At 70.1% G+C, this 12856-nt stretch carries 8 protein-coding genes; 5 read left to right on the plus strand and 3 right to left on the minus strand.

All coding sequences use genetic code 11. The features are described 5' to 3' along the window. Positions 1-58: 58 nt before the first annotated feature. Together FHR72_RS00310 and FHR72_RS00315 are read right to left on the minus strand one after the other, a co-directional pair. Positions 59-1102 (minus strand): IniB N-terminal domain-containing protein, encoded by a 1044-nt coding sequence (locus FHR72_RS00310; RefSeq protein WP_183465910.1) that lies wholly within the window; start codon positions 1100-1102, stop codon positions 59-61. 251 nt (positions 1103-1353) lie between these two features. Then, entirely contained in the window at positions 1354-1875 is a 522-nt protein-coding gene (locus FHR72_RS00315) for an Rv0340 family IniB-related protein (RefSeq protein ID WP_183465913.1), read from the minus strand. Between the two features lie 222 nt (positions 1876-2097). Here FHR72_RS00315 and FHR72_RS00320 point away from each other — a divergent pair, with 222 nt between their 5' ends. From FHR72_RS00320 to FHR72_RS00340, 5 genes are all read left to right on the plus strand, one after another. Further along, positions 2098-3924, plus strand: a complete 1827-nt coding sequence (locus FHR72_RS00320; protein WP_183465914.1) for an Hsp70 family protein — start codon at positions 2098-2100, stop codon at positions 3922-3924. Positions 3925-3933: 9 nt separating this feature from the next. Further along, entirely contained in the window at positions 3934-6474 is a 2541-nt protein-coding gene (iniR, locus tag FHR72_RS00325; protein WP_183465916.1) for an isoniazid response ATPase/transcriptional regulator IniR, read from the plus strand. 132 nt (positions 6475-6606) lie between these two features. Further along, on the plus strand, positions 6607-9864 hold the full coding sequence (locus FHR72_RS00330) for a (Fe-S)-binding protein (protein ID WP_183465918.1): 3258 nt from the start codon (positions 6607-6609) through the stop codon (positions 9862-9864). 28 nt (positions 9865-9892) lie between these two features. Next, positions 9893-10894 (plus strand): nucleoside hydrolase, encoded by a 1002-nt coding sequence (locus FHR72_RS00335; protein ID WP_183465920.1) that lies wholly within the window; start codon positions 9893-9895, stop codon positions 10892-10894. Positions 10895-10952: 58 nt separating this feature from the next. Next, positions 10953-12221: a pyridoxal phosphate-dependent aminotransferase gene (locus FHR72_RS00340; protein ID WP_260155706.1), complete on the plus strand. Its 1269-nt coding sequence runs from the start codon at positions 10953-10955 to the stop codon at positions 12219-12221. On the opposite strand, the gene FHR72_RS00345 is transcribed toward FHR72_RS00340, so the two are convergent. Continuing rightward, the gene (locus FHR72_RS00345) at positions 12209-12847 is read right to left on the minus strand and encodes a DUF4304 domain-containing protein (RefSeq protein ID WP_183465922.1); all 639 of its coding nucleotides are present in this window, start codon (positions 12845-12847) and stop codon (positions 12209-12211) included. The genes FHR72_RS00340 and FHR72_RS00345 overlap by 13 nt on opposite strands. Positions 12848-12856 lie beyond the last annotated feature (9 nt).

Below are 12856 nucleotides of genomic sequence, written 5' to 3' on the forward strand. Positions count from 1 at the left end.
GGCGCGCGAACTGGCGGGGACCGTCAACGGTCCCCGCCAGTCGTGAGCGGACGGTGGATCAGAACGCGTCCAGTTCGGTGTTGGTGTTGTTGTCCGAGGCGATGTCGGTCTCGATCCCGGTGACGTTGCCCGAGAACAGATCGGTGTTCGTCTCGTTGCCCGAGCCGATCGCGGTGTCGTTGCCCGAGCCGATGTTCGACTCGTAGCTCGAGGAGTTGTCCTCGACCGAGGACTCGGTGGACGTGGAGATGTCGGTCTCGACGGAGGTGTTGACCGAGTTGTCCTCGACGTTGTCGCTGCCGAGGTCGCCGTCGATCTGCGTGCCGCTGTTCACGTCGTTGTCGGTGATGATGATCGCGCCACCGTTGCCGCCGTCACCGCCGGCCGCGTTGCCCGAGCCGATGCCGAGCAGGCTGCCGCCGCCGTCTGCGCCACCGCCGTTGCCGCCGCTGGTGTCGACGTCGTTGAGCACCGGGGCGTCGTTGTCGGCGATGAGGTCCCCGCCTGCGGTCTGCGAGTTGTCCTCGACCTCGTTGTCCTTGCCGACGACCACGTTGGAGCCGGACCCGGCGAGGATGTCGCCGTTGTTCATGGTGTTGCCGTCACCGAGGACGGCTCCGTCACCGCTGACGATGTCGCCGTCGTTGTCGCCGTCGACCACCACGCCGCCGTTGGTGGCGGTGTTCGTGCTCTTGTCGCCGAAGGTGATGTCGCCGAAGCCGAGGTTGAAGGCACCGTTCTGGGCGTTGGCTCCGGCGGCCTGGTCCGGGCTGGCGATCGGGACGTTGTTGCCGCTCAGCAGGTCGGTGTCGGTCTCCGGCGCGAACGTGGGGGCGTACGACGTCTGCGGGGAGAACGGCGAGGCGAAGTTGGAGGCCAGCTGGTGGTGGTCGGCGACCGCCCGCTGGAGGCCGACGATCGGGTCGCCGCCGCCGAGGGCGTAGCCGGCCGGGGCAGCGGTCGCGGCCACCGAGGCCAGCTGCGCCGCGGTGACGTTCGGCAGGCCGGCATCGCGCAGGGCGCCGTCGGGGTCGAGGACGAACGTCTGGGCCGCGGCGGGGCTGCGGAACAGGTCGAGGATGAAGTCGATCAGAGTGTTCATGGACGTGCCTTTCTGGTTCTTGGTTGGTCTGCTCGCCGGGTGTTCCGGCGTCTGGAGACAAAGTTATGGCGTCCGCCACCGCGCGGAAACGGGGCTGAGACCCAATCCCCGTCGGGGCCAGCTAGGGATGGCCGTCCCACCCCGATAGGGGATTAGGGGATCATCGTGGGGGTATCGGATATCTGCAGCTCACACAACGAAAAACCCGCGCCGAGCAATGCTCGGCGCGGGTTCTCGGGGGTTCGTACGGGCTAGTCGAACAGATCGAAGCTCGCGGGGTGGTCGGCCGCTTCCTGGGTGGCGAGCGGTTGCGCCCAGTCGTCGACGAGCTCCGTGCCGGCGGGACCGAGGTCGTCGATCAGCGGCTCGTCGAGCTGCAGCGATCCTGCCGGCTCGACCAGGTCGGCGCCGGTGAGCGCGTCGATGCCGGGGTCGACGTCGTCGACGAGCGGGTGCGTATCCGGCACGGTGTCCACGATCAGCGGCGTCGGGATGTCCTCGTCGAACGCGTCGAACGCGTCGAACGCCGCGGTCGCGGCGCCGCTGGCCCAGACGTTGCTGACGGGCTCGAACGCCAGGGAGTCCAGCCCGTGCGACGGCACCGACATCGACAGCGACTCCGACACCACGGGGATGAGGTTCTGCACGTCGGTGCTGGTCACGTCCGTCAGGTGCGCATCGGCGATGGCCTGCGCGGGATCGGCGGCGTAGCGTGCTGCGGCATCGGGATCCCGCACCAGCGACATCACGAAGTCGAGTAGCGAATTCGCCACGGTCCGCGTCCTTTCTCGCCGGGCTCGGTCCTGTCCCCGGCCTCATCCATGACGTCGATGCTATTCGCGTCGCCGGGATCTCGGATCGGTGCGAACCCCCGGCGACACGCCATGCCGTTAGGGGGTGCACCTTTAGGGGATTCGCCACACTAGGGGAACGTCCGTGGCCGCGGGGGGACGAGCCGCTATGGTGGTCACGGTCCAGACAGGAGAGACGCCGCCATGACCGAACCCCTGGGGTTGTCGATCGGGACGACCAACCTGGTGGCGGCCCGCGTAGGCCGCCCGCCCGTGACACGCCGCTCCATCCTCAACCTGTTCCCCGGCCAGGCGCCCGAAGTGGGTGCTCCCGGCGAGTTCCCGCCGCGCAACGAGCCCGCCGTGGTCCTCGATGGTTTCGTCGACCGCGTCGGCGATCCGGTGCCGCTGGTGGCTGCCGACGGCACCTCGCACCGCGGTGAGCAGGTCCTCGCCGCCGCGCTGGACGCGATGACGCGCCTCGTCGACGGCGGGTCGCCGGTGACCGTGGCCGTGCCGTCGCACTGGGGACCCGGGACCGTGGGCGCACTGCGCGGAGCGCTGCGCAGCGTGCCGAGCCTGTCGCCCCACGGCGTGCCCGCCACGCTGATCCCCGATTCGACCGCGGCGCTCGCCGCATTGAAGACCGCACCAGGGCTGCCCGCTTCCGGTGTCGTCGCGCTGGTCGACATCGGGGCGAGCGGATCGAGCGTGACGCTGGCCGACGCCGGCGCCGGCATGGTCACGGTCGGACAGACGGTGCGGTACCCCGAGTTCTCCGGCGACGGCATCGATCGCGCGCTGCTCGATCACGTGCTCGCCGGGGTGTCGGACGCCGGTGACGGCGACACCTCCGGCACCGCCGCGGTCGGTCCGCTGGCCCGTCTTCGCGACGAGTGCCGCGCCGCCAAGGAGCGTCTCTCCGCGGAGACCGCCACGGCCATCCCGGTCGATCTGCCGGGGTTCCGCTCCGATGTCCGGGTGACCCGCCCCGAGCTGGAGCAGATGGTCGCCGAGCCTCTCGACGGACTGCTCGCCACCATCACCGACACCATGGAACGCAACGGCGTTCCGCTCGAACATCTCTCGGCCGTCGCCACCGTCGGTGGTGGCGCATCGATTCCCGTTGTCACGCAACGGCTTTCCGAGCGCCTGCGCGCACCCGTGGTCACCACCCCGCAGTCGGTGCTCAACATCGCCGCCGGCGCGGCGCTCGTGGCGAACAAGAGCCTGGAGGCCGACGCGCCCACCGGGATGGCGCCGACCGGGATGGCGGCGGCCGCCGACATGCCGACGGCGATGGGGCCTGCGGCGTGGGCTGCGGGCGCGGCCGGGGTTGCGGCCGCCCAGTCCGCGAGCGACGGGACCCCGTCTGCGACGTTCCGTGCGCTGGCGTGGTCGCAGGACGACGACGCCGTCGCCGACCCGGCCCCGTACACCGGGGCCGATTACACCGCCTCGACCGGATACGCCGACCCGACGTCGACCGCCGCGCGCCCGCCCGTCGCGTTCGGCCCCGACGACGACGGCTATCAGGACGAGGCTCCGCCCCTGCCGTGGTACAAACGCCCGACGCTGCTGTTCGGGGTGGCGGCGGCCGCCGCACTGCTCGCCGTCGGGGGCCTTGCGATCACCCTGACCGGCTCGGACGAGGGCTCGGGGACCGTCACCGAGACCGCGTCGACGACGCCTCCGGCGGAGACGACTCCTCCTGCCCTGCCGCCGCCGGTCACCACCGTGACAGTCGGGCCCGACGGCATCGCGACGACCACGGTCAGTCAACCGCCGCCGCCACCCCCGCCGTCGACGACCACGACGACCACTGCGCCGAGCAGTACGACAACGACGACCACCACCACCACGACGACCACCACTGCGCCGACCACGACGACGACGCGCACCACGACCACGCAGCCGACCACGACGCAGCCCCCGACGACCACGCAGCCGCCGACGACCACCGTCGAACCGCCGCCGACGGTCGATCCGGAGCCCATCGTGACGACGGTCATTCCCGACGCCGGGGCCTGACCGGCCGCGATGACGGGTTCGGTGTCGCCCCGGCCGGCCGACATCCTGGTGCCGGCTGCCCGGGCTGCTGTCGATGCCGTCGACGCCGACCCGGGTGCACCCACGAAACTGCTGGTCACCGGCGGTGTGGGTACCGGTAAGTCGACGCTGCTCGCAGCGGTGCGGACCTCGCTCCGGTCCGCAGGACGCACGGTGGTGTCCCGGCCGGCCCGGGGCGCGGCCGACGGCGTCGCGGTGGTCGTCGACGACGCCGACCTGCTCGGCGACTCCGACCTCGATCTGCTCACCGAACTCGCCGGTGACCCGGCGTCGACGGTGGTGATCGCCGCCCAGCCCCTCGCCCACCACGCGAGCCTGCGCCGACTCGTCACCGCCCTCGAACGCGAGAACCCCGCGGTCGCCCTGACGCCGCTGGCGCCGGCCGAGGTCGGCCGGGTCGCCGCGGCGGCGCTCGGCACGCCGGTCGGGCCCGACGTGGTGCGTGCGGTCAGCTCCGCGACGGCCGGTTTCCCGTTTCTGCTGCGCGTGGTCCTGCCCGTGGTCGCCGACGGTGCCGCCGCCGTGCGCCAGGCGGCCCGGTTCGGGCTGATCGACCGGCTCCGCCGCATCGACGAAGCCCTGCTCGACACGTTTCTCGTCGTCTCTCTCGGCGCCGGACTGGGGCCCGACGACGTCGCCGCGGCGCTGGGCCTGCCCGCGGAATCGGCGTCCGCGGCCGTGGACCGGGCCTACGCCAGCGGGCTGGTCGACCCGTCGCACCCGCCGCCGTTCCTGCGGGCGGTGCACGACGGCATCACCCAGATCCTCGGTGCCGCACGGCATCACGACATCGAGGTGGCGGTGCTGCGGTCGCAGCTGGAGCTCTCGACACTGACCCCGGAGCTCGCCCTGCGCATGGCCGAGCACGGGCTGCGCGACGACGGCCTCGCCGGGGCCCTGACGGATTTCGCCACCCGCAGCCAGGGCCACGCCGCGCGCGCGGCCCGGCTGTACCGCGCCGCGGCCGACGCCGGCGCCACCACGTCGAGCGCCCACCTCGCCGACGCACTCGCCCTGACCGGCGACTGTGCGACCGCGGGCCGGCTCGCCGACGGACTTCTGGCCAGTGACGATCCCGCCGAACGCGCTGCGGCGGTGCGAATCGCGGCCAGCATCGCGATGCACGACGGCGCGGCCGCGCAGGCCGCGGAGCTGTTCCGGTGGCTCGGTCCGGCATCGGACGCGGCCGTCGGGGCGGCGGCGACCATCTCGGCGCTGGCCGCGGGCGACGCGGCGGCGGCGCGCGCAAGCGCCGACGGCGCGATGTCGGGTCCGCCGACCTCGGCGGCACGCGCGGCGCGCAGCGTCATCGAGGGTCTGGTGCTGACGCTGGATCACCCCTATCCGGTCGCGGTCGCCACCCTGAGCCAGTCGATCAGCGCCGACGGCGTCGACGGCGGTGTCCTCCCCGACACCCCGGCGGCCCTGGTGACGCTCGCGGCGCTGCACAGCGGAGATCCGGTGCGGGCCCGCAGCGTGGTCGGCCGGGCGGTCCACAACGACGGGCGGGCTGATCGCACCGATGCGATCTTCGTCACCCACCGGCACCGCCTTCTGCTCGGCTGGGTGCACATGCAGGACGGGCAACTCCAGTCCGCGGCCGCAGCCGTCCCGACCGCGGACGCCGCGGTGCTGCACCGGCGCGATGCGCTGTGGGCGGCGGCGCTGCGGGTGGGCATCGCCCGGCGCAGCGGCGACACCGGCGCGATGCAGAAGCACTGGTATTCGGCGATGGAGGTGCTCGCCGAGAGCTCGGCCGACCTGTTCGCGATGCTCCCGCTCGGGGAGCTGTGGGTCGCGGCGGCTCGTCTGCGGCAGGTCGACCAGATCAGGCACGCCGTCGACGTCGCGTTCACACGGCTCGCCGCCCTGGGCGACCCCGTGCTCTGGTCGGTGCCGCTGCACTGGGCGGGCGTGCACGCCGGCATCCTGGCCAACGCACCCGACGCCGTCGCGCCCCACGGCCAGGCGCTGACCGCGGCCGCCGCCCACAGCTCGTTCGCGAAAGCGCTGGCCACCGCCGGTCGCACCTGGTTACGGGTGCTGGCCGATCATGTCGAGATCGCCGAGGTGACGATCGCGGCGCGGGGGCTCGCGCAGTTCGGCCACACCTGGGACGCGACCCGGCTGGCGGGCCAGGCGGCCCTGCAGACCACCGACCCCCGGGTGTCCCAGGCGATGTTGCAGCTGGCCCGTGACCTCAAACAGTCCGTCGCGGCCCCGGACGCGCCCCCACCGGCCCCTGCCGACCGGGCGCCCGTCGACGCGGCGCCGACCGGGCGTCACCGTGGTTCCGCCGCGCAGCTGTCCGAGCGCGAGCGCGAAGTCGCCGAGCTGCTTCTGCAGGGCATGCCGTACCGCGAAATCGGCTCGCAGCTGTTCATCTCGGCAAAGACGGTCGAGCATCACGTCGCCCGTATCCGGCGCCGGCTCGGTGCGGAATCCCGCTCCGAGATGTTGTCGATGCTGCGCGCGCAGCTCGACGGAGCGTCCGGTCCGCGGCCCACCTAACCGGTTAGTTAGGTCATCCTTCGTAGCGGTACTTCGCAGCGTGATGTAACTATGAGCAGGCACCGAGCTTAAGTTACTCACCAGTAACATACTCTAAGTTACCCACGGGTAACACGAAAACCGGAGGCCCGCGTGGATACGCAGATGCTGATCAGGATCGTCGCCGGGGTCCTGATGATCGCCGTCGTCGGCGCGTTGGCCGTCAAGCGCGTCCTGTGGTTGACCAAGCTGATCCGATCCGGGCAACCGTTGAGCGAAGGCAACAACCGCAAGGACAACCTCAAGAAGCGCATCACCACGCAATTCGAAGAGGTCTTCGGGCAAACCAGGCTGCTGCGCTGGTCGGTCCCCGGCATCGCCCACTTCTTCACGATGTGGGGCTTCTTCATCCTCGGCTCGGTCTACGTCGAGGCCTTCGGACAGCTGGTCGACCACGACTTCCACATCCCGATCGTCGGGCGCTGGGATGTCCTGGGCTTCCTGCAGGACTTCTTCGCCGTGGCCGTGCTGCTCGGCATCATCACGTTCGCGATCATCCGCATCGCCCGCGAGCCCAAGAAGCATGGCCGCGATTCGCGGTTCTACGGCTCGCACACCGGCGGCGCATGGCTGATCCTGTTCATGATCTTCAACGTCATCTGGACCTACGCCCTCGTCCGCGGCGCCGGCGCCAACACCGGAGCCCTGCCGTACGGCAACGGCGCATTCTTCTCGCAGGCCATGGGCTGGGTCCTGCACCCGCTCGGCGAGCCCGCCAACGAGTGGATCGAGACCCTGGCCCTGCTCGCGCACATCGCGATCATGCTGGTGTTCCTGCTGATCGTGCTGCACTCCAAGCACCTGCACATCGGTCTGGCCCCGATCAACGTCACGTTCAAGCGCATGCCCAACGGGCTGGGTCCGCTGCTGCCGGTCGAGTCCAAGGGCGAGCTGGTCGACTTCGAGGATCCCGCCGAGGACGCCGTGCTGGGCCGCGGCAAGATCGAGGACTTCACCTGGAAGGGCTACCTCGACATGACCACCTGCACTGAGTGCGGGCGTTGTCAGTCACAGTGCCCGGCGTGGAACACCGGCAAGCCGCTGTCCCCGAAGCTCGTGATCATGAACCTGCGCGACCACATGTTCGCCAAGGCCCCGTACTTCCTCGACGGCAAGGAATCGCCGCTGGAGAACACCCCCGAGGGCGGCCTGGGCGAAGAGGTGCGCGGCGAGAAGCACAGCGAAGAGCACTCGCACGAGCACGTTCCGGAGTCCGGCTTCGAGCGCATCCCCGCCGACTCGCCGCTGCAGGCGACGCGTCCGCTGGTCGGCACCCTGGAGCAGGGCGGCGTCATCGACCCCGACGTGCTGTGGTCCTGCACCACGTGCGGCGCGTGCGTCGAGCAGTGCCCGGTCGACATCGAGCACATCGACCACATCGTCGACATGCGCCGCTACCAGGTGATGATGGAGTCCGAGTTCCCCGGCGAGCTCGGCGTCCTGTTCAAGAACCTGGAGAACAAGGGCAATCCGTGGGGCCAGAACGCCAAGGACCGCACGAACTGGATCGACGAGGTCGACTTCGACGTTCCGGTGTACGGCAAGGACGTCGAGTCGTTCGAGGGCTACGAGTACCTGTTCTGGGTCGGCTGCGCCGGCGCCTACGAGGACCGCGCGAAGAAGACCACCAAGGCCGTCGCCGAACTGCTGGCCGCGGCCGGTGTGAAGTACCTGGTGCTCGGCGAAGGCGAGACCTGCAACGGCGACTCGGCCCGCCGCTCCGGCAACGAGTTCCTGTTCCAGCAGCTGGCCGCCCAGAACGTCGAGACGCTCAACGAGCTGTTCGAGGGCGTCGAGCGGGTCGACCGCAAGGTCGTCGTGACCTGCCCGCACTGCTTCAACACCCTGGGCCGCGAATATCCGCAGGTCGGGGGCAGCTACACCGTGCTGCACCACACCCAGCTGCTGAACCGCCTGGTGCGCGACAAGAAGCTCGTGCCGGTCAAGTCCGACGAGTCCGGCATGGACATCACCTACCACGACCCGTGCTACCTGGGCCGCCACAACAAGGAGTACTCGGCGCCGCGTGAGCTGATCGGGGCCTCGGGCGCCAAGCTCACCGAGATGCCGCGCCATGCCGATCGCGGACTGTGCTGTGGCGCCGGCGGTGCCCGGATGTGGATGGAAGAGCACATCGGCAAGCGCGTCAACGTCGAGCGTTCCGAGGAAGCGGTGGACACCGGCGCCTCGGCGATCGCGACCGGCTGCCCGTTCTGTCGCGTCATGATGACCGACGGCGTCGACGACGTGTCGTCCACCCGCACGCTGGAGAAGCCGCCCGAGGTCCTCGACGTGGCCCAGCTGCTGCTCGGATCGCTGGACAAGGAAACCTTCACGCTGCCGGAGAAGGGCGCGGCTGCCAAGGAAGCCGAGGAGCGTGCGGCCAAGATCGCTGCCGAGGCTCCGGCGAAGGTGGAGGAGCCCGACACCGACGAGGCCGTCGCGGACGACGCCGCTGAAGTCGAGGCCGGCACGGGCACCGACGCCGCGCCGTCCCAGGCGGAAGCGACCAAGCCGGTCACCGGTCTGGGCCTCGCGGGCGGGGCCAAGCGCCCCGGAGCCAAGAAGGCGGCCGATGCCGGCGCGGACAAGCCGGCCGCGGCCACCGAGGCCAAGGGCCTCGGCATCGCGGGCGGGGCCAAACGGCCCGGCGCCAAGAAGAAGGCCGCACCGGCCGCCGATGCCACCGCCGAACCGACCGCCGACACCACCGCCGCGCCGGCCAAGGCCGAACCCGAGGTCAAGGGCCTCGGCATCGCAGGTGGCGCCAAGCGACCCGGAGCCAAGAAGAAGGCCGCACCGGCCGCGGGGTCGGCACCGCAGTCGGCACCCGCGGAGGCGTCTGCCGACGCAGCCCCGGAGACCGGAGCAGCCAAGCCCGAACCGGAGGTGAAGGGTCTCGGCATCGCGTCGGGCGCCCGCCGACCCGGTGCTAAGAAGGCACCCGCGAAGGCCGCCCCGAACGAGGGCGAGTCGACGGTGACCCAGCCGCCGAACGTCGACCCCGACCAGGCAGAGGCCGGCGCCAAGGAGGAGACCGTCGATTCCGACCGCGGTCTCGACGAGGCACCGAAGCCCGAGCCCGAGGTCAAGGGCCTGGCCATCGCGACGGGCGCTCGCCGCCCCGGTGCGAAGAAGGCACCGGCCAAGGCAGCACCCGCGCCCGAACCGGAACCCGAGCCCGAGCCCGAACCGGCTGCTGCCGGGCCTGCTGCCGACGCTCAGCCCGAGACGCAGCCCGAGCCTGAGGCGGCATCCACGGGCAACGGCGAAGCCCGCGTCGTCGGCGACGAGCCGCCGGTGAAGGGCCTGGCGATCGCCAAGGGTGCGCGCCGGCCCGGCAAGAAGTAACCCGGACCGCCGCAGGGCCGGCGCCGCGATGCCACGCCTGCTGACGCTGCTCACGGCAGTGGCGGTATTCGTGGCCGCGGTGCCGGCCCCGGCGTCTCCGGCGGGCGCCTCCCCGGACGGTTCGTGCGTCGTCATCGACACCGATCTCGACATCGACGACATGATGACGATCCCGGCGGTCGTGGGTGCGCGGCACGTCGCCGCGATCGTCACCACCGAAGGGTTCACGCTGCCCGGCCTCGCCGCGCCTGCGATCAGCCGTCTGCTCGCCCAACCCGGGCTGCGCACCATCCCTGTCGTCACCGGGGACGGCGTCCACCGGTCGGAACCCGACATCGCGAGCAGCTTCGGAGATTTCGTGCTCGTCTTCCGTGCGCTGATGCACCGGCTCAACAACTTCCTGCCCGCCGCGCTGCCGCCGACGGCACCGGAGGACTACGTGCAGCGCGTCGTCGACGCGGTCACCGACTGCACGCGTGTCGACGTCCTCGTCCTCGGCCCCTTCACGTCGTTCGAGAACTACAGTCCGGCAATCAGATCCGCGATCGGCCGGGTGGTGATCTCGGGGCGGCCGCTGAAGGGCAGCCGGGAGCTCGAGGCGGTCGAGTCATTCAATTGCGGGTACGACAAGCCGTCCTGCGAGAAGGTCTTTCACGAGCAGCTTCCGGGACTCGACCACACCTTCGTCGACGTCCCCCGCAGCGACTGCGATCTGACGCCCAACCGGGCGGGATGTGTTGGCAGCGTGCACGGCCCGACGCTGGCGATGGCCCGGGCGCTGGGGCCGGCCGGTGTGCCCGGCACCCTCAAGCAGATCCTGCTCGACCATCCCCAGTCCTGGGCGATCGGCGACTGGGAGCACTCCGGCTACGGCGGACGCTCACTGTTCTGGGATCAGTCGGCGGCGCTGGCGCTGCTGGAGCCCGCGGTGTTCCGGCAGGTGGACGGACACCTCGAGACGACGCTCAGCCCGGCCGAGTTTCAGCGCAGATGGGCCGAGTACCTGAACCTCGCGGCGGGGTATGCCTGAGAGCGGCGCCCGGCCTGATCCGAAAAACACATGGACACCCCGTGGGAGACTTGTCGACATGAGTACGCACCAGGCGCCCTGGCACACCGGGAGCGGCCAGCACGGACGCCAGCGCGAGTTCGCGCAGTCCAGCAAACTGCAGGACGTCCTCTATGAGATCCGCGGCCCTGTGCACGAGCATGCGTCGCGCCTGGAGGCCGAGGGCCACCGGATCCTGAAGCTGAACATCGGCAACCCCGCCCCGTTCGGTTTCGAAGCGCCCGACGTCATCATGCGGGACATCATCCAGTCCCTGCCGTACGCGCAGGGTTATTCCGATTCCAAGGGCATCGTCAGCGCCCGCCGCGCGGTGTTCACCCGCTACGAACTCGTCGAGGGCTTCCCCCGCTTCGACATCGACGACGTCTTCCTCGGCAACGGCGTCTCCGAGCTGATCACGATGACGCTGCAGGCGCTGCTCGACAACGGTGATCAGGTGCTCATCCCCGCCCCGGACTATCCGCTGTGGACCGCGTCGACCGCGCTGGCCGGCGGCACCCCGGTGCACTACCTGTGCGACGAGACCCAGGGCTGGAATCCCGACATCGCCGACCTCGAATCCAAGATCACCGAGCGCACGAAGGCGCTCGTGGTGATCAATCCGAACAACCCCACCGGCGCGGTGTACAGCCGCGAGATCCTGGAGCAGATGGTCGAACTGGCCCGCAAGCACCAACTGCTGCTGCTGGCCGACGAGATCTACGACAAGATCCTCTACGACGATGCCGAGCACATCAGCCTGGCCACGCTGGCCCCCGATCTGCTGACGCTGACCTTCAACGGGCTCTCCAAGGCCTACCGCGTCGCCGGGTACCGGTCCGGCTGGCTCGTGATCACCGGCCCCAAGGAACACGCCACCAGCTTCATCGAAGGCATCAGCCTGCTGGCCAACATGCGGCTGTGCCCGAATGTGCCTGCCCAGCACGCCATTCAGGTCGCATTGGGCGGGCACCAGAGCATCGACGATCTGGTGTTGCCGGGCGGCCGACTGCTGGAGCAGCGCGACGTCGCGTGGGAGAAGCTCAACGAGATCCCCGGGGTGTCCTGCGTGAAGCCCCAGGGCGCGCTGTATGCGTTTCCGCGTCTCGATCCCGAGGTCTACGACGTCGTCGATGACGAGCAGCTGGTTCTCGACCTGCTCCTGCAGGAGAAGATCCTGGTCACGCAGGGCACCGGATTCAACTGGCCCACACCGGATCACCTTCGTATCGTGACCCTGCCGTGGGCACGCGACCTGGCCAACGCGATCGAGCGTCTGGGCAACTTCCTGGCCGGCTACCGGCAGTAGTCCTCGCTGGGGCGTCCGGCCGCGGCACTGATCCTGTCGCCGAAGATCTTCCACCGTTCCTGATGCCCGAAGTGATCGTGCAGCCGCGTGACGTAGGTGCTCAGTGTCGCGGAGTCACCGATCGCCGCCAGGTAACAGCATGTCTTCTCGTAGGCGATCAGCAGGTTGTTGCCGACGGCATGGTCGACGAGATCGCGCGTGGACTGCAGCCTTTCGACCTGCTCGATCACGCGCACCAGGTTCTCGCAGAGCCGCGTGGCGAAGGCCGTCATGTCCGTCCTGCAGTCGAACCGCACCTCGTACGGCGCGTCGGGCACCAGGTGTTCCCAGCGGCGGTCCAGCAGAAATCCCTCCGGTGGATGCAGCGGCGAGGGGTGGCCCGGACACGCCTGGTCGATCTCGACGGACCCGACTCCGACGTTGACGAAGAAGCCGTACCACGGTGTGACGCTGTTGTTCCAGTTGGCCTGGAACCCGAGGACGTCGTACAGCGGCCCGCGTGTTCGGCGAAAAGTGTTCTGTGACCTGAGGAATCCGTGACCCTCCAGTGCGGGTCCCACGCGGGCGGAGAGCAACGACTCGTAGCGGCGTTTCAATGCCGATCGCTCGGCGGCGCTTCTGACCATGCCCTCAGG

This window comes from Mycolicibacterium iranicum (assembly GCF_014190915.1).
GTDB classification, from domain to species: domain Bacteria; phylum Actinomycetota; class Actinomycetes; order Mycobacteriales; family Mycobacteriaceae; genus Mycobacterium; species Mycobacterium iranicum_B.